The 17,042-nt window shown below is 68.6% G+C and carries 17 protein-coding genes; 13 read left to right on the top strand and 4 right to left on the bottom strand.

What is annotated here, in order from left to right:
• Window positions 1-2: 2 nt before the first annotated feature.
• Together EV186_RS28315 and fabG are read right to left on the bottom strand one after the other, a co-directional pair.
• Complete coding sequence (locus EV186_RS28315; protein WP_133852495.1) at window positions 3-455, bottom strand: MaoC family dehydratase; 453 nt, start codon at window positions 453-455, stop codon at window positions 3-5.
• A 16-nt stretch (window positions 456-471) separates the two neighbouring features.
• Window positions 472-1,245 carry a 3-oxoacyl-ACP reductase FabG gene (gene fabG, locus EV186_RS28310; protein WP_133852494.1) on the bottom strand — a complete coding sequence of 258 codons (774 nt, stop codon included), beginning with the start codon at window positions 1,243-1,245 and terminating at the stop codon, window positions 472-474.
• A 182-nt stretch (window positions 1,246-1,427) separates the two neighbouring features.
• Between fabG and EV186_RS28305 the strand changes: the two genes are divergently transcribed.
• The 5 genes from EV186_RS28305 (at window position 1,428) to EV186_RS28285 (ending at window position 6,802) form a co-directional block, all read left to right on the top strand.
• Window positions 1,428-2,219, top strand: a complete 792-nt coding sequence (locus tag EV186_RS28305) for a DeoR/GlpR family DNA-binding transcription regulator (RefSeq protein WP_133852493.1) — start codon at window positions 1,428-1,430, stop codon at window positions 2,217-2,219.
• A gap of 144 nt (window positions 2,220-2,363) precedes the next feature.
• Complete coding sequence (locus tag EV186_RS28300) at window positions 2,364-3,758, top strand: ABC transporter substrate-binding protein (protein ID WP_133852492.1); 1,395 nt, start codon at window positions 2,364-2,366, stop codon at window positions 3,756-3,758.
• Entirely contained in the window at window positions 3,758-4,711 is a 954-nt protein-coding gene (locus EV186_RS28295) for a carbohydrate ABC transporter permease (RefSeq protein ID WP_133852491.1), read from the top strand. The genes EV186_RS28300 and EV186_RS28295 overlap by 1 nt, the downstream gene beginning before the upstream one ends.
• Window positions 4,712-4,723: 12 nt before the next feature.
• On the top strand, window positions 4,724-5,653 hold the full coding sequence (locus EV186_RS28290) for a carbohydrate ABC transporter permease (protein ID WP_133852490.1): 930 nt from the start codon (window positions 4,724-4,726) through the stop codon (window positions 5,651-5,653).
• Window positions 5,654-5,674: 21 nt separating this feature from the next.
• Entirely contained in the window at window positions 5,675-6,802 is a 1,128-nt protein-coding gene (locus EV186_RS28285) for an ABC transporter ATP-binding protein (RefSeq protein WP_133852489.1), read from the top strand.
• A gap of 75 nt (window positions 6,803-6,877) precedes the next feature.
• Here the strand turns inward: EV186_RS28285 and EV186_RS28280 are convergent, their stop codons facing one another.
• Window positions 6,878-7,111 carry a hypothetical protein gene (locus EV186_RS28280; protein ID WP_133852488.1) on the bottom strand — a complete coding sequence of 78 codons (234 nt, stop codon included), beginning with the start codon at window positions 7,109-7,111 and terminating at the stop codon, window positions 6,878-6,880.
• A gap of 48 nt (window positions 7,112-7,159) precedes the next feature.
• On the opposite strand from EV186_RS28280, the gene EV186_RS28275 reads away from it, so the two are divergent.
• Both EV186_RS28275 and EV186_RS28270 read left to right on the top strand, forming a co-directional pair.
• A complete protein-coding gene (locus tag EV186_RS28275; protein WP_133852487.1) occupies window positions 7,160-8,173 on the top strand; it encodes an alpha/beta hydrolase in 1,014 nt (337 codons plus the stop codon).
• Window positions 8,174-8,303: 130 nt separating this feature from the next.
• Window positions 8,304-11,450, top strand: a complete 3,147-nt coding sequence (locus tag EV186_RS28270) for a TIM-barrel domain-containing protein (protein ID WP_133852486.1) — start codon at window positions 8,304-8,306, stop codon at window positions 11,448-11,450.
• A 51-nt stretch (window positions 11,451-11,501) separates the two neighbouring features.
• On the opposite strand, the gene EV186_RS28265 is transcribed toward EV186_RS28270, so the two are convergent.
• A complete protein-coding gene (locus EV186_RS28265; protein ID WP_133852485.1) occupies window positions 11,502-12,092 on the bottom strand; it encodes an NADPH-dependent F420 reductase in 591 nt (196 codons plus the stop codon).
• Between the two features lie 64 nt (window positions 12,093-12,156).
• Between EV186_RS28265 and EV186_RS28260 the strand changes: the two genes are divergently transcribed.
• The 6 genes from EV186_RS28260 (at window position 12,157) to EV186_RS28235 (ending at window position 17,034) form a co-directional block, all read left to right on the top strand.
• On the top strand, window positions 12,157-12,501 hold the full coding sequence (locus EV186_RS28260; RefSeq protein ID WP_133852484.1) for a winged helix-turn-helix transcriptional regulator: 345 nt from the start codon (window positions 12,157-12,159) through the stop codon (window positions 12,499-12,501).
• Between the two features lie 58 nt (window positions 12,502-12,559).
• Window positions 12,560-13,078: a hypothetical protein gene (locus EV186_RS28255; RefSeq protein WP_133852483.1), complete on the top strand. Its 519-nt coding sequence runs from the start codon at window positions 12,560-12,562 to the stop codon at window positions 13,076-13,078.
• 72 nt (window positions 13,079-13,150) lie between these two features.
• Window positions 13,151-13,717: a hypothetical protein gene (locus tag EV186_RS28250; RefSeq protein WP_133852482.1), complete on the top strand. Its 567-nt coding sequence runs from the start codon at window positions 13,151-13,153 to the stop codon at window positions 13,715-13,717.
• The gene (locus EV186_RS28245; RefSeq protein WP_133852481.1) at window positions 13,695-15,878 is read left to right on the top strand and encodes a caspase family protein; all 2,184 of its coding nucleotides are present in this window, start codon (window positions 13,695-13,697) and stop codon (window positions 15,876-15,878) included. Before EV186_RS28250 ends, EV186_RS28245 begins: the two co-directional genes overlap by 23 nt.
• 116 nt (window positions 15,879-15,994) lie before the next feature.
• Entirely contained in the window at window positions 15,995-16,615 is a 621-nt protein-coding gene (locus tag EV186_RS28240) for a hypothetical protein (protein WP_133852480.1), read from the top strand.
• Between the two features lie 164 nt (window positions 16,616-16,779).
• Window positions 16,780-17,034 (top strand): Smr/MutS family protein, encoded by a 255-nt coding sequence (locus EV186_RS28235; protein WP_133852479.1) that lies wholly within the window; start codon window positions 16,780-16,782, stop codon window positions 17,032-17,034.
• Window positions 17,035-17,042 lie beyond the last annotated feature (8 nt).

Here is a 17,042-nt window from a genome sequence, read left to right as displayed (position 1 = left end):
CTTCAGGGAACGAGCAGGGACACGGTCTCCGCGACGCACGCGGGTTTGTCGCCGCCGTCGATCTCGATGGTGATCCGGGAGAACAACTGCACCCCTTGCGCGGCCGGCTTGACGTCGAGCACCTCGCCGCTCGCGCGCAACCGCGAACCGACCGGCACCACGGCGGGGAACCGCACCTTGTTCAGGCCGTAGTTGATCCCCATGGTCAGGTTCTTGATCCGGTAGAGCGCTTTGCCGAAGTGCGCGATCAACGACAGCGTCAGGTAACCGTGGGCGATGGTGGTGCCGAACGGGCCCGCTTCCGCGCGCTCCTTGTCGATGTGGATCCACTGGTGGTCGTCGGTGGCGTCGGCGAAGGTGTCGACCCGCTCCTGGGTGATCTCGAACCAGTCGGTGGGGCCGAGCTGCTCGCCCTTGGCCGCGACCAGTTCGTCGATGCTCTCGAAGACGCGCATGCCTAATCCCGTCCGATCAGTCTCGGGGTCCGCCGGCCACGTAGATCACCTGGCCGGACACGAAACCGGCCTCCTCGCGCACGAAGAACGACGCGGTGGCCGCGATGTCCTCGGGCTGCCCGACCCGGTTGACCGGGGTCATCGCCGCCGCGCCCTTCTTGAAGTCCTCGAACGAGACGCCCATGCGCTCGGCGGTCTGCGCGGTCATCTCGGTCTCGATGAAGCCCGGGGCGATGGCGTTGGCCGTGACGCCGAACTTGCCCAGCTCGATCGCCAGAGTCTTGGTGAAGCCCTGCATGCCGGCCTTGGCGGCGGAGTAGTTGGCCTGGCCCCGGTTGCCGAGCGCGGACGTGCTCGACAGGTTCACGATGCGGCCCCACTTGGCGTCCACCATGTACTTCTGCACCGCGCGCGTCATCAGGAAGGAGCCGCGCAGGTGCACGCCGAGCACCATGTCCCAGTCCTGCTCGGTCATCTTGAACAGCAGGTTGTCCCGGGTGATGCCGGCGTTGTTGATCAGCACGGTCGGCGGGCCGAGCCGCTCGACGATCGCCTCGACGGCTGCCGTCACCTGGTCGGCATCGCTGACGTCCGCGCCGAAGGCGGCCGCGGTGCCGCCCGCCTCGGTGATCGCGGTGACGGTGTCGCCGCAGTTCTCGGCGTCGAGGTCGACCACGGCGACGGCGAACCCGTCCGCGGCGAGGCGCTTGGCCACGGCCGCGCCGATGCCGCGGGCGGCGCCGGTGACGATCGCGGTTCGACTGGCGGTACGGGCGGGCGTGTCGGTCACGGAGATCCTCCGGCGCGGTGTCGAGAACGGGGTCCGAAGCTAAGCAAGCGCTTAGCAAGCTACTCGGGCCGCAGGGCTGCTGCAACACTCTGTTCAAGACTGGCGAAATATGCTTGTTTAGTCGCAGAATCATTCACAATCTCGCAGCGGGCCGCACGGAGCCTGTCAATCGGGGAGTGTCCATGAAGCGTCACGAACGGCTCAGCTCCGTGCTCGAGCTGCTCGCCCAACGCGGCCGGCTCGACGTGGAGGAGCTCGCGGCCGAGTTCGACGTGTCCCAGGCGACCGTGCGCCGCGACTTCGACCACCTCGCCGAGCAGCAGCTGCTGACCAGGACCCGGGGCGGCGCCGCGACCAACAACGTCAGCTACGACCTCCCGTTGCGCTACAAGGAGGCCCGCAAGGCCGCCGAGAAGGACCGCATCGCCAAGGCCGCGGCCCAGCTGGTGCGCAGGGGGAGCGTCGTCGGGCTGACCGGCGGGACGACCGCGACCGCGGTGGCGCGGTTCCTGGCCACCCGGCCCGACCTCAACGGCGAGGACATGGCTGGGGGTGATCCCGGCCTGACGGTGGTCACGAATGCCCTGAACATCGCCAGTGAGCTGGCGGTTCGCCCGCAGATCAAGATCGTGGTCACCGGGGGCGTGGCGCGGCCGCAGTCCTTCGAGCTGACCGGGCCGCTGGCCGGGCGCATCCTCGAGGAGATCACCCTCGACCTGGTGTTCCTCGGCGCGAACGCGGTCGACCGGTACGGCGTCTACGCCCACCACGAGGGCGAGGCCAGCATCAACCGGATCATGACCGATCGCGCGCACGAGAAGGTGGCGATCGTGGACAGCTCGAAGCTCGACCGGCACGCTTTCGCCAAGATCTGCGCGCTCGCCGATCTCGACTGCCTGATAACGGATCGGGGTGCATCTGAGCCGGTCGTCAACTCCCTGCGGGCCGAGGGGTTGTCCGTCCGGCTAGTCTGATGCCGCTAAGGACTAGACCACTGTTGCGAATGCCGGTTTGACTGTTGACAACTGCGTGAAACTGAACAAAACTGCGCACAAATGTGCAGCGCTGTGGCGGCGGCCACAGCCACCCACACAACTCATCCCGATCAGGTGGTGACCATGCGAAGGACTCCCGGCAGGCCCAAGGGGCTGGCGGTGCTCGCACTGGGCGTGGCGTCGACACTGACGCTCGCCGCGTGCGGCAGCGGTGAGGACGCAGGCGGAGGCAACGCACTGCCAAGTGCGAGCCAGAGCCTCGATGCGGCGTGCCCGACGCCGGGGGTGATCCCCACCGACAAGACGTTCACCTACTGGTCGATGTGGACCGCCGACGAGCCGCAGGGCAAGTTGCTGCAGAAGGCGTTCGACTGCTTCAAGAAGACCGCGGGCGTGACGGTCAACGTGCAGTGGCAGGGTCGCAAGGGGTACACGCAGACCCTGGCGCCCGCGCTGAACACCGACAACGTCCCGGACCTGTTCGACCAGGACGTCAGCAAGGTCAGTGCCGCGATCATGCAGCCGGGCGGCACGCAGAGCGTCGACGACGTCTACGACATGAAGGTCGGCGAAGGCGACAAGACCGTCAAGGACGTGCTGAACCCGAGCTCGTTCGACTTCGCGGAGAACAAGGACAAGGAAGGCCACAAGTTCCTCGTCCCGTACATCCTGCAGAGCAGCGCCTTCTGGTACAACAAGGACAAGATCAAGGACTTCAAGGCGCCGACGAACACCGATGAGATGTTCGCGCTGTTCGACAAGGCCAAGCCGAACGCGATCAGCCAGGACGGCGACATCCCGTTCTACAACATGTACTTCTTCACCCAGTTCGCCGAGCGTTACGTCGGCGCGGGTGGGCTGAGCAAGGCGGCGTCGGACAAGTCCGGCCAGGCGTGGAAGACCGATCCCGGCTTCCTCAAGGCGGCGCAGCTGACCGCGCGCCTGAACCCCTACTTCATCAAGGGCTGGAACGCCTCGAAGTTCCCGCAGGTGCAGCAGCGCTGGGCCGACGGCGAGTCGAGCTACCTCTACGTCGGTACCTGGGCGCCCAGTGAGACCCGGGAGTACCTGGCCAAGGAGGGCGGCGGTACCAAGATCAACTACGGCTCGTTCCAGATCCCGAAGCCGGCCGACGCCACGCACGACACCGTCGAGCAGATCCCGATCGGCTTCGCGGTGACCAAGAAGGCCAAGCACGCCGACGCGGCGAAGGCGTTCACCGCCTACTTCCTGAACAAGACGCTGCTGAGCGGCATCCCGGCGGTCACCGACAACCTGGCGCCGCGCGCCGACGTCCCGGTGCCCGACGACCTGAAGGACGCCAAGGCGGCCGTGGACGACACCAAGAAGGAGCACGTGCTCCAGTACGACGGCCTCGACTCGCTGGCCGGCGGCAACTGGGAGTCCGAGGTCTTCGACCAGCTCGACTTCGACCTGCTCAACGGCAAGATCACGCCGCAGCAGTTCATCGACGGGCTGGTGAGCAAGCAAGCGGCCTTCTGGAAGTCCAACCACTGATGGCAACGCTCGCACCGCCGGTGACGCGGGGGACCACCCCCCGCGTCACCGGCGCGTCCGGTGGGCACCTGATGCGCAAGAAGCGGCTCTTCTGGCCGTTCGTCTTGCCCGCGTTGGCCCTCTACGTGATCTTCTTGGTGCTGCCGACGGTGGCCACGGTGGTCCTGTCGTTCACCAAGTGGGCCGGGGCGGGGGACACCCCGGCGTTCAACGGGTTCACCCAGTACTCGCAGATGTGGGCGAGCGACAACTTCCAGTCCGCCTTCCAGAACACCCTGCTGCTGCTCTTCGTCGGCGGGATCGGCACGTTCCTGCTCGCGTTCCTGTTCACCATGGTGCTGCGGGACATGCGGGGCGGGCGGTTGGTCCGCGCGATCCTGTTCTTCCCGAACATCGTGGCGCCGGTGGCCATCGGCATGTTCTTCGGCCTGATGTTCATGCCGGACAAGCGCGGCCTCGCCAACTTCGTGCTGGACAAGTTCGGCGTCGAGGCGGTGCCGTTCCTGGCGCAGGGCAGCATCGTCTGGGTCGTCATGGGCGCGATCATGTGGGCGAGCGCGGGTTTCTACATCACCATCCTGATGGCCGCGGTCGACCGGATCCCGCCCTACCTCTACGAGGACTCCGACATGGCGGGTGCCTCGCCGTGGCAGAAGTTCTGGAACGTCACGCTGCCGATGACGTGGGACGTCGTGGGCATCGCGGGCGTGCTCTGGACCATCAACGCGATCAAGATCTTCGAGCTGGTCTTCGTGCTCGCCGGGTCCGGTGGCTACGCGCCGCCGCCGTTCTCGTGGACCCTCGGCATCTACGTGTTCGACCGGTCGGTGGGCGCCAACGGCACGCCGAACTTCGGCGCCGCCTGTGCGTGCGCGGTCATGATGATCTTGCTGGTGTCCGTGCTCGTGGTCTTGCTGCGCCGTCTGATGCGCCGCGACGCCATCCAGTTCTAGGGGTCCGAACCCATGACCGTTGTCGAGACGCAAGCCACCGCCGCCGCGGCGGTGCCGGTCCGCAAGGCGCCGCGCAAGCCGAAGGCGGCGCCCGGCTCGCGCAAGCTCAGCCCGCTGCGCCTGCTCGGGTTGATCGTCGTCTGGCTGTTCACGGCGTTCAACATCCTGCTGCTCTACTGGTTGATCGCCGGGTCGTTCAAGGTGCCGGCCGAGATCTTCCGCGAGCCGTTCCAGCTGCCGGTGATCCTGTTCCAGCGCGGCACGCCGTTCGCCAACTACATCTACGCGTGGAACAACGCCGGGTTCGGCGACGCGTTCCTGGTGACGGTGCTGCTGGTGGCGGCCGCGACGGTGACGATCGTGGCCGTGTCCGCGCCCGCCGCCTACGCGTTGTCGCGCCTGGGCGTGCGGGGCTCCGGGGCGATGACGAACTTCGTCGCCATCGGCATGGGCGTGCCGTTCCAGACGGTGATCATCCCGCTGTTCGTGAGCATGGCGAAGATCCACCTGACCGACAACCTGTTCGGTCTGTACCTGGTGTACGTGGCGCTGTCCCTGCCGTTCACGGTGTTCCTGCTGACCGGGTTCTTCCGGTCGCTGCCCGATGAGCTGGAGGAAGCCGCCGCGATCGACGGAGCGTCACCCGTGCGCACGTTCCGTTCGGTCATGCTGCCGCTCGCCCGAGGCGGCCTGATCACGGCGATGATCATCAACGCCATCGGGCTGTGGAACGAGACCCTGCTCGCGCTGGTGTTCCTGCAGACCAACGCGCACTTCACGCTGGCCAGGGCACTGTTCAGCTTCTACAACGCTGCGGTATACCAGTCGCAGTACGGTGGACTCATCGCGGGCGTTGCCATCATTGTGTTGCCAATGCTCGTGCTGTACCTAGTACTGGCCCGACGCATCATCACGGGTCTCACGCTCGGCGCCGGAAAATAGGCCAGGAAGGATCAACAGAGCATGGCAAGCGTGTCGTTCAAGGGCACCACGCGGTTTTACGCGGGTGTCGACCGCCCGGCCGTCGACGGACTCGATCTCGAGGTCGAGGACGGCGAGTTCCTCGTCCTCGTCGGACCATCGGGTTGCGGCAAGTCCACCACCCTGCGGATGCTCGCGGGCCTGGAAGGCGTGGACGAGGGCGCGGTGTGGATCGGTGACCGCGACGTCACCAACCTCCCGCCCAAGAACCGGGACATCGCGATGGTGTTCCAGAACTACGCCCTCTACCCGCACATGACCGTGGCCGACAACATCGGCTTCCACCTCAAGATCTCCAAGGTGCCGAAGGCCGAGCGGGCCAAGCGGATCCAGGAGGCGGCGGAGCTGCTCGACCTGACCGAGTACCTGGACCGCAAGCCGGCCAAGCTGTCCGGTGGCCAGCGCCAGCGCGTGGCCATGGGCCGCGCGATCGTGCGCCAGCCGCAGGTGTTCCTGATGGACGAGCCGCTGTCCAACCTGGACGCGAAGCTGCGCGTGCAGACCCGCACCCAGATCGCGTCGCTGCAGCGCCGCCTGGGCATCACGACGATCTACGTGACGCACGACCAGACCGAGGCCATGACCATGGGCGACCGCGTGGCGGTGCTCAAGGACGGCATCCTGCAGCAGTGCGACACCCCGGTCGGCCTGTTCGGCAAGCCGGCCAACCTCTTCGTGGCCGGGTTCATCGGCTCGCCGGCCATGAACCTGATCCCGTCCGCCGTGACCGCCGAGGGCGTATCGCTCGGCGGACGGACCATCGGGCTGACCCCGGCCCAGCGCGAGGCGCTGACCGGTTCGGACGTGGTCATCGGCGTGCGGCCCGAGGGCTGGGAGACGACGTCGCCGGAGAACGGCATCCCGGTGATGGTCGAGGTCGTGGAGGAGCTGGGCAGCGACCAGTACCTGTACTGCACCGCGCAGGACGAGTCGGTGGAGCAGGTCGCGCACGTCGAGGAGTCCGCCGAGGAGCGCGAGGCCCCGCACACGATCACCGTGCGCACGCCGGGCATGGCGCCCTGGCAGCGCGGCGAGAAGCTGGGCCTGATCCCGAAGCCGGGTTCGGTGCACCTGTTCGACGCGGCCTCGGGTGAGCGTCTGCCCGACTGAGGTCTCACGGTCGAAAGCGGCCCGGTGGCACTGCCGCCGGGCCGCTTCGCGTTGTAGGTCAAGCGTCGTGGCGGGTCAGGCGTCGAGGCAGAAGGCGCTGATGGCCGCGGCCAGGTCGGCGGGGGCGACGCCGTGCCACTCGCCGGGCAGGCTTCGGTGCGTGCCGTTCGGCAGCGCGGCGGCGGTGTCGCGGGCCCACGTCCGCAGCCGGTGATCGCTGCCCTCGCTGGCCAGGACCGGATGGCCGCGATCACCACGCCGACGGGGGCACGAGGGTGTTCCTGGCCGCGTACGGCGCCCGTTAGCCAACAGGGGCCTCTCAGCGTGCCCACAGCGACCGCCAAGCACAGTGCCCGGGTGACCAAGCAGCAACGCGGCCCGCGCCTGATTCCACGGTCGTTGCGTGCCGGGGCGGCCGGCCTCGGGATCGGCTTCGTCGCGGCACTGGTCGTCGCCTTCGCCATCCAGGTTCACGAGGCGAAGGCGCCGCACGCGGCGGGCACGCACGCACCCACGACGACCTCGACCAACACGACAGCGACCACCACGAGGTCCGCCGAGCACGCGCCGGACGCGACGAGGCCGCACGACCGCGTGCTGACCGTGTCGATCCCCGGCGCGGTCTCCGGGTTCCGGGCGCGGCCCGCCATGATCTACCTGCCGCCCTACTACCGGACGAACGCGCACGCCCGGCCGCCGGTGCTGGTGCTGCTGGCGGGTCGGCCGGGCAGCCCGTCGGACTGGTTCGACGGCGGCGCGCTCGCCACGGTCATGGACGACTACGCAGCCCACCACCACGGGGTCGCCCCGGTCGTCGTGGTGCCGGACGACCTCGGCTACGGCCGGTCGAACCCGCTCTGCGTGGACGGCACCCGCGGGCACGTCGCGACCTACCTCGACGTCGACGTCGTGCAGTGGATCCAGGCCCACCTGCACGTCGACACCGACCCGGCGCACTGGGCCATCGGCGGCGCGTCGGACGGCGGCACCTGCTCCCTGCAGACCGCACTGCGCGATCCCGGCCGGTTCCCGACGTTGCTCGACATCGCCGGCTCGCAGGAACCGTTGGTCGGCAGTGAGTCCTACACCATCGACGAGGTGTTCGGCGGCGACGCCGCGGCCTTCCACGCGGTCAACCCGCTGGAGGAACTGGCCGCGCGCCGCTACCCGCACCTGGCCGCGGTGCTGACGGTCAGCACCGAGGACACCGTGTACGGCCCGCAACAGCACCGGGTGGCCCAAGCGCTGGCCGCGGACGGCGTGCCGGTCCAGTTCCACACCCTGCCCGGCAAGCACGGCTGGGTCACCTTCCGGCCCGCGCTCGAACAGGCGCTGCCGTGGCTGGCGGCGCGGATGCACCTCCCCGGCTGAGCCGGCCGATCGGGTCCTTACGATGCAGCTCTTGCGCAGTGATGCTCAAACTTGCTAGAAAACAAGCATCATCGTGCAGCGGAGATCACAAGGCTGCACATGCGTCCCCCTGCCGTCGGAAAGGACCGTCATGGCAAGACGACGCTTTCGAACCCTCCTCATCGCCGCCGCGCTCGCGGTGGGCGGCCTGACCGTCCTGAGCGTCCCGGCAACCGCCGCCATTGCCGCGGGCCAGCTCGGCGACGTCACCGCCTTCACCGGCACGGACGGCGACTACACCGTCGACGCGGGTGCCGCGAAGCTGCGCCTGAAGTTCTACGACGACCAGGTCTTGCGGGCCTGGCTCGCGCCCGACGGCACCTTCACCGACCCGGCGAACGGCGCCATCACCGTTGGCGAGGGCGCCTTCAAGGGCGCGAAGCCGGCGGTCGCCGACAAGGGCGACCACTACGAGATCCGCACGGCCGACGTCGTGCTGCACGTCGCCAAGCACCCTTTGACGCTCGCGCTCTACCGCACCGACGGCACCAAGCTGTTCAGCGAGACCAAGCCGCTGGCCTGGACCGACAAGGCCACCACGCAGTCACTGACCCGCGGCGCGCAGGAACAGTTCTTCGGCGCCGGTGAGCAGAACGGCAGCTTCTCCTTCCGCGACAAGACCGTCCAGGTCGCCAACAGCTTCAACTGGAACGAGGGCGGCTACAACAACTCGCAGCCCTTCTACGTCTCCAGCGCCGGCTACGGGGTCTTCCGCAACACCTTTGCGCCGGGCGCGTACTCGTTCACCGACCCGGTGGCGACCACCGAGAACGAGCAGCGCTTCGACGCGTTCTACTTCGCAGGCCCGTCCATGAAGGACGTCATCGGCCAGTACACCCAGCTCGTCGGCCGCCCGTTCATGCCGCCGGTCTACGGCTTGGAGCTCGGCGACTCCGACTGCTACCTGCACAACGCCAACCGCGGCGAGCGGCACACGATGGACGCGGTCGACGTCGCCGACGGCTACAAGGCCAACGGCATGCCCAACGGCTGGATGCTGGTCAACGACGGCTACGGCTGCGGTTACGAGAACCTGCCGCAGGTCGGCGCGGGCCTGCACGCCGACAACATGCAGATGGGCCTGTGGACCGAGAACGGCCTGGCCAACGCCGAGGAAGAGGCCAAGGCGGGGGTGACCGTGCGCAAGCTGGACGTCGCGTGGGTCGGCCCCGGCTACAAGTTCGCCCTCGACGGCTGCATGCAGGCCAAGGGCACCATCGAGGACTACACCGCCGCGCGCGGCTTCGTGTGGCAGCCCAACAGCTGGGCCGGCGCGCAGCGCTGCGCCGTGCTGTGGTCGGGCGACCAGTCGGGCAGCTACGACTACACGCGCTGGCAGATCCCGACCTACGCGGGCGCCACGATGTCCGGCATCGCCTACAACACCGGCGACGTGGACGGCATCTTCGGCGGCAGCGCGAAGACCTACGTGCGTGACCTGCAGTTCAAGTCGATGTTGCCGGTGGTCATGACCATGGACGGCTGGGCGCCCTCGGACAAGCAGCCGTGGCGCTACGGCGAGCCCTACACCGCGATCAACCGCAAGTACCTGCTGCTCAAGGAGCAGCTGATCCCCTACATGTACACGCTGGCCGCGCAGGCCCGCGACACCGGCGTCGGCCCGACCCGGCCGCTGGTGCTCGAGTACCCGGACGACCCCAACACCTGGGGCGACAACACGAAGTACGAGTTCATGGCGGGCAGCGACTTCCTCGTCGCGCCGGTCTACCAGGACACGTCGGTGCGCGACGGCATCTACCTGCCCAAGGGCGACTGGGTGGACTACTGGTCCGGCCAGGTCCACCCGGGACAGTCCACTCTGGACGGCTACGCGGCCCCGCTGGACACGCTGCCGATGTTCGTCAAGGGCGGCGCCATCGTGCCGATGTGGCCGCAGGGCACGACCTCGTGGCAGACCAGGGACAAGGGCAAGCTGAACCTGGACATCTACCCGCAGGGCCACTCGTCCTACTCGCTCTACGAGGACGACGGCGTGACCCGGCAGTACGCGAACGGTCGGAGTGCGACCCAGCAGTTCACCGTGGACGCGCCGAAGTCGGGGCACGGCAAGGTGAGCGTGCACATCGGCGCCAGCCGCGGGTCCTACGACGGCAAGGCGCCGGCGCGCTCCTACCAGCTGTCGGTGCACACCGGCACGGCGCCGGGCGCGGTCAAGGCGGGCAACGTGACCCTGGCCCACCTGACCACCAAGGACGCGTTCGACAAGGCCGCCACCGGCTGGTTCTACGACCCGGCCGACCGCGGCGGCGTGATCTCGGTGAAGACGCCCGTCGTGTCCGCCAACGGCACGCTGGACGTCACGCTGCCCGGCACCACCGCGGTCGGCGGCGCCCACCCGTACGACGGCAACGCGCCGGTCAGCGCGACCGCGCCCGGCATCATGGCGCCGGGCAAGGCGAGCACGGTGACGGCGAGCGTCACCAACAAGACCGGTGCCCAGCTCAAGGACGTCGAGCTCGCGCTCCCGGTCCCGGCGGGCTGGACGGTGACCGGCGAGTCGACCACGGCGGCGACGCTCGGCCCGGACGAGAAGCAGACGGCCACCTTCACCGTCACCCCGGCCGCCGACGCGAAGCCGGACACCTACCTGCTCCAGCCCAAGGCCACCTACACGGCACACGGCGCGAAGCAGGAGGTGTCGGGCGCGGCGCAAACCCAGGTGCCGTACGGCTCGCTCGCGGCGACGTTCAACAACGTCGGCGTGACCACGGCGGCCAACCCGGCGCCGGGCAACCTCGACGGCGGCGGGGACAGCTTCGTCGCGGAGAAGCTGGCGGCCGCCGGTGTCACGCCGGGCGGCACGGTGTCCGCGGACGGTGTGACCTTCACCTGGCCGGACGTCCAGCCGGGGCAAGCGAACAACCTTGCCGCGAGCGGTGAGACGGTAGCGATCTCCGGGCAGGGTGGCTCGCTCGCCGTGCTCGGCACCGGCACCAGCGGCTCGGCGACGGGCACGGTGACTATCCACTACGCGGACGGCACGAAGACCACCCAGCCGCTCGGCTTCGCCAACTGGTGCTGCCTGGACCCGACCGCCTACGGGTCGAAGATCGCCGTGAAGATGTTGGGCCGCAACACCCCCAAGGGCCCGGCCAACGCGACGACGGAGTACCGCATCTTCACCAACCGGGTCCCGTTGGACGCGACCAAACCGGTGGTGGCGGTGACATTCCCGGCGCAGTCCACCATCCACGTGTTCGCCACGGCGATCACCTGAGTTGTTTCTCGGGCGGGGCGCGGACCGGGTTCGGTGCGCGCCCCGCTGCTGTCATGCCACTCGGGGAACCGCCGACTGCGGGTCGACGCCGCGGAAGGCCAGGTTGATCACGAACCCGGCCACCTCCTCCAACTGGCGTGCGCTGCTCAGCCCGCCGACGACCGTGGCCTGGCTGCCGGTGTCCGTCACCAGCGCGCTGACCGTGGCCAGGGCGCGCTCGTCGTCGCCGCAGATCGGGACGGTCACCGCCGTGCCGGACGTCCACTGCGCGGCGGGGAAGAGGTGGAATGCCTTCACCACATGGGTTCCCGGCGCTGTCGCGGCGATGTGTTCGGCGGCCGACGTGGGTGGAAGCAGGACGCCCACGCCGTGCTCGACGGCGTTGACCGGGTCGATCAGGACCGTGCCGGGCGGCGGCGCGGCCAAGCCGAGCATGTCGTCGACGCCTTCCCACGCCACGGCCAGCAGCACCGCGTCCGCCTCGCGGGCCGCGTCGGCGGGAGCGGCGGCCCGGGCACCGACTTCCGCCGCGAGGGCTTCCGCTTTCGCGGCCGACCGGCCGCCGATCACCACGTCGTGCCCGGCCCACGCCCGCGCGAGGCCGCGGGCCAGGGTTCCCGTTCCGAGGATTCCGATTCGCATGGGGCCGACGCTAGGGATCGGCTGCGCACCGATCGGTGCGCAGCGGCTCGGGCATCATGGCGCCATGACGTGTGCGGACCTGGTGGTGGACTGCCGGTTGCGGGCGGCGACGGAGTTGCTGGCCCACCAGTGGGATCCGCTGGTCCTGGCCGCGCTTCGGTCCGGCCCGCGCCGCCGCGGCGACCTGCGTGCGTCGATCGGCCCGATCAGCGACAAGGTGCTCACCGAGACCCTGCGGCGCGTGCTGGCCAACGGGCTCGTCGAACGCAGCGGGAGCCACAACCGCGCCGACTACGCGTTGACCGCGCTTGGCCTGAGCCTGGTCGAAGGACCGCTTGCGGCGTTGGGTGCGTGGATCACCGAGCACGGCGAGGAACTGCTGGAGGCGCAGGAAGCCGCTACCGCCTGAGCTCGACGAGCCGCGCCCCGTCCGGCCGTTCGCGTCGTGAGCGTGGGACGATTTTCCGGTGGGCGAGGTGACCGAGACGGGGGAGCGCACGATCCTCACGGCGCGGCGCCCGGAGCTGCGGACGGTCGCGCTGTCACTGGTGGGTGCCGGTGTCGTGTGCGTGCTCGTCGACCTGGCCGTCTGGCAGAGCCTGTCCCTGCTGACCCTGGTGGGCTTCCTCTTCTGGTTCGCGGCGGCGGGCATCCAGGTTGCGCCGCCGGTCGTCCTGGTGCGGGCGAGCCCCGCCGGCATCGCGGTCGGCCCGCACGAGGCGGCACCGTGGCCGGCGGTGAAGTCCGTGGTCCTGACCCGCCGGGAAGTGTTGCGGCCCACCGGAACCGAGTCCTCGGTGTTCGTGGTGCTGGCGTCCACGCAGATCACCGAGTTCACGCCGCTGGCGCCGGTGCTGCAAGAGGATGCGCGGGTGCTGCTGGCGTACGCGTTGCCGCCGGCCTTGGCCGATCTTGACGTCGATCAGCTCCGCGCCCGGCTGCAGACCGTCCACCCGAGCGCCGTCGTCGTCGATCACCGCGGCTGATTGTTGATCATCTTTGCGTGGGCATCCCCCTGCTATCCATTAGTAACTATATAGATGTCCGATATATCTGCGATGGACACCAGATCGCTACGGTTCGCATGTGGTCACCTTCGGCCACGACCCAGGGCGATTGCCGTTTCGGGAGGGGTCCCGGAAACGGCCGGTAAACATTTCGACGTCGGCGCACTGTGGGCTTCATCGGAGGGCAAGTTGATCATCGACGGTGACGGCCGCGACGAAAGGGCCGTTTCATTTGTGCTCGCGTCGGCGGACCGCAAGCATGAGCTCCTGGTCCGGACGGATGTCGCTTTCGCCGATGCCTTTCGCGAGCACCTCACGAGCCAGGGCTTTCGCCTGCCCGACGGGGACGCCCGATCGGTGGTGTCCGAGATCATCACCGCCACCGCCGGAAATCCTGCCGCGTGGACCGCGGTCGGCGGTGTGGTCGTGGCGTTCCTGCGCAGACACCGCGGCAAGGTGCACCGGATGGAGGTCGAAGGGAAGTCGGTCTCGATCGAGGGCTATTCGGCCGACGAAGCCGAAGCATTGGCCGCGCAGTTCCTTGCCTCGAGTCGCAGACGCCAGGTGGGGGACGGGACAAGTGGCCCGGTGATCGGTGCCCGGGCCGACCTCAACTGAATCGGACGTAGGGGGGATTCAAGTGCCACAGGCTCTCGTTGTCGGCATCGACAAGTATTCGTTGAAAGGAGTGCCCGAGCTCAAGTTCGCGGCCAACGACGCGTTGGAAGTGTCGGAGCGGCTTCGCAATGCCGGTTTCGAGGTCGTGACGCTGACCGATCAAGCGGCGACCCACAAGAAGATCCACCGCGAACTGGAAGTGGGGCTGAACCAGCGGGTCGTCGACGAGGACGACCCGGTTGTGATCTATTGGTCGGGTCATGGCATGTCCGATCTGCGCAGGGGCACGGGAGACGACTGGTCGTCGACATTCCTGCTCCCCCAGGACGCGGACATCGATCAGCCACTGGGCACGTCCTTCCCGGTCCAGCACGTGTGGGCGCTGCTTGACCGGCTGAAGACCCGACGGCTGCTCGTCATGCTCGACACCTGCTTCAGCGGCGCCTTCGCCGGGGACGGTCGTCGCGGGTTCGCGATCGACGGTGCCCGCGGCGGCGCGGTGAACCCCACCGACGAGTTCCTGCGCATGGATGGCCACGGCCGCATCGTCGTGTCCGCATGCGGTCCCGACGAGGTCGCTCGCGAGGACGAGACGCACGGCCACGGCCACTTCACCAGGGCCGTGCTGACCGTGCTGGATCGTGGTGCCGGTGATCGGCGGGTCAACGTCACCGGCCTGGTGTCCGACATCCGTGCTGAGGTTCGGCGACAGACAAGGGGTGCGCAGACCCCGTCCATGCACGTGTCGTCCCAGGGTGCCGACTGGCGCATTCCGCTGCCGCCGCCTGCCCCGTACGAGGCGCCGCTGCCGAGTTGGGCCTTCGTCGGCACCTCCGGTGGCGTCGGGAAGACCACCCTGGCGATGATGACCGCGGAGTTGCTCGCCGAGTCCGGCAACACCGTGCTGTACCTGGATGCCGACATCGCCCAGCATGGCGGTACGAGCGAATGGTGCCAGCGCACTCGGGTGGACATCGGGCACGCCAGGACTTTTGCCGACCACGTGGCGGCGTTCTCCCGCGCGAAGACCGGCACGCCGGCCGCGCAGCTCAGCGATCGGTTGGTGGACGTCACTCCCGCCTACCTGCGCAGGCACGACTGCGGGCGAATCCTGTTGCTGCCCGCGGCGCGGGTGAGCGATCGGTTGTTCGTGTTCGACCTGGTGGCCGAGATCAAGGACCGCCGTTCGAACGGCGTGTGCCAGCAGATCCTCGACGAGGCGTTCGACCGGGGCATCCAGCAGGGCGCGACCTGTGTCGTCATCGACTGCGGCGCCCAGTTCGACCCGCTCGCGGTCAACGCCATCGCGGCGGCCCACCACCCCATGATCGTTGCGGCGGCCCGGGCGGGTGCGAAGGAACAGCGCGAGACCATCCTGCGCAACTGCGAACAGACCGTCGACGGGTTCAGCCGCCTGCGGGTGGCCACCGTCGTCAACCGCGTGCCCAGTGAGGAGGCGCTCGTCCAGCACTGGGGTCAGCCCGGCTACAGCAACCCCGGCATGAGTTTCCACTGGCTGCCGTTCGACCGGAACCTCTTCCAGGACTGGGAGGAGGGCCGGCCGAACTTCGAGCTCGGCTACGACGAGCTGACCCATGCGTGGCACGAGATCCTCGTCGCGTCCGACACGAGTGGGTGCCACGGCAGGCACCAGGACTTCCTGCCGAGCGAATGGGACCGGTTCAGCAAGTGGTCGCTGTGGCTCACCGAGAACCGGCAGTGGATGGAAACGAAGCGGGCGACGCTGAGCCGGCTGGTGCGGCGGTCGTACGTCGCCGGGGTCTGTTTGTTCGCAATCGCGGCGACCGCGCTGGTCAGCTTGCTGCTGCACGTGTTCGCTGAGGACGACACCGATGACGCGTCGTTCCTGCCGCAGTGGCTCGCGATCACCCTGCTGACGTTGTCGGCGGTGGCGTTGCTGGGCAACGTGATCGGGCGGCACCTGCTCAACAGACGTCGCAAGGTGCTCACCGACCTGCTGGCCCACAGCACATCGGTGGACTCGTTGAAGGACTGGTTCTCCGCGCCACGCCAGGACGGGTCTTGGTGGCAGGTGTGGCGATCGAGCAGGCGGGTGGCCATCGAATGGCTGCACGAGGAGGTGAAGGACGAGCGGAGCCGGCAACTGCCGTCCGGTCGGATCACGGAGGCGGCCTCATGACCATGCTCGCTTTCCGTTGCGGATACACCAAACGCGAGGATGCGGCGGGCGATTCGCCCTGCGGTCGGCCGGCCACCAGCCGCCACCGTGGCGAGTCCAGGTGCTTCGGTCACTGGGTGTCCGTGTGGCTCGGCGGGAGCGCCGACAAGAACGGCCGCTTGGTGCACGGGGCCCTCCTCGGGTTCACCTTCGTGGCAGTGGTCGGCCAACTCGTGACTACCGTGCGCGGCGGCATGCGGGAGCCGTTGGCGGTCGACGTGCTGATGCTCGGGCTGATCGGCTGGAGCGCCAGCGCGTTCACCGCGCTGGTGTGGGAGCACCCGCTCGGCGGCGTGGTGTGGGTCGTTGCCATGCCGATCGCGGCGCTCGCCCTCGGGTGGACGGCGACCACGATCTGGTTCGGCGGCGCCGACACGTTCATGCTGGGCACAGTGGGGGGTTCGCGGCTCGGCCGGGCTCTCGTAGCGCTCTACGCCGTGGTGTTCGCGATCACCGCGGCAATCGAGTGGGCGCGGTTCCTCATGTACCTGCGCGCGCGCCGGCGGGGACGGGACTACCTCGGGCTGCTGGGCTATTCGCTGGTCGGTGTCGTTTTGCTCATCGTCATCGTCCTCGCCATCGCGTCGCATGGGACGGAGAGCGCGCGACTGGTGTACCTCTCGGTGGCCCTCGGCGCCCTCGGCCTGGCTCGCAGCGCGCGCCGGATCATGGAGTTCGTGCGACGGTTCCGGATCTGAGCCGTCAGGTCGGGCCGACGCCGGACAGGTGGACGACCGCCGGTCCCGCCTCGTCCGAGGCCGCCGGCTCGACCTCGGCGGTGACCGGTTCCGCGCCTTGGGGCACGTCAGGCCAGGAAGGGAGGCGATTGCGCCGCGTGGCCGGCCGGGGGAGGCTGGCCACCGTGAAGCTCAAACTCGACCTGCACGACATCTACAACAAGGGCGGTGAGATCGACCGCGCCCTGCGCGGCGTCATCGACGAAGCCGTTGCCAAGAAGGCCAAGCTGGTCGAGATCATCCCGGGCAAGGGATCGGGCGCGTTGAAGAAGCACGTCCTGCGGTTCCTGGACCGCAAGGACATCAAGGCGCTCTACCACCGGGTCGAGAAGGACTCCGACAACTTCGGCCGGGTCTTCGTGCACTTCCGGTGGAAGTGACTCCTGCG

The organism is Labedaea rhizosphaerae (assembly GCF_004362825.1).
Lineage (GTDB): Bacteria > Actinomycetota > Actinomycetes > Mycobacteriales > Pseudonocardiaceae > Labedaea > Labedaea rhizosphaerae.
This window is presented reverse-complemented; position numbering and strand designations above follow the sequence as displayed.

Bases quoted from the DNA above. Each gene is read 5' to 3' on its own strand.
- EV186_RS28250 (WP_133852482.1), top strand. From the start codon at position 13,151: ATGGACACCAGATCGCTACGGTTCGCATGTGGTCACCTTCGGCCACGA.
- EV186_RS28260 (WP_133852484.1), top strand. From the start codon at position 12,157: ATGACGTGTGCGGACCTGGTGGTGGACTGCCGGTTGCGGGCGGCGACG.
- EV186_RS28285 (WP_133852489.1), top strand. From the start codon at position 5,675: ATGGCAAGCGTGTCGTTCAAGGGCACCACGCGGTTTTACGCGGGTGTC.
- EV186_RS28295 (WP_133852491.1), top strand. From the start codon at position 3,758: ATGGCAACGCTCGCACCGCCGGTGACGCGGGGGACCACCCCCCGCGTC.
- EV186_RS28270 (WP_133852486.1), top strand. From the start codon at position 8,304: ATGGCAAGACGACGCTTTCGAACCCTCCTCATCGCCGCCGCGCTCGCG.
- EV186_RS28265 (WP_133852485.1), bottom strand. From the start codon at position 12,092: ATGCGAATCGGAATCCTCGGAACGGGAACCCTGGCCCGCGGCCTCGCG.
- EV186_RS28315 (WP_133852495.1), bottom strand. From the start codon at position 455: ATGCGCGTCTTCGAGAGCATCGACGAACTGGTCGCGGCCAAGGGCGAG.
- EV186_RS28290 (WP_133852490.1), top strand. From the start codon at position 4,724: ATGACCGTTGTCGAGACGCAAGCCACCGCCGCCGCGGCGGTGCCGGTC.
- EV186_RS28305 (WP_133852493.1), top strand. From the start codon at position 1,428: ATGAAGCGTCACGAACGGCTCAGCTCCGTGCTCGAGCTGCTCGCCCAA.
- EV186_RS28300 (WP_133852492.1), top strand. From the start codon at position 2,364: ATGCGAAGGACTCCCGGCAGGCCCAAGGGGCTGGCGGTGCTCGCACTG.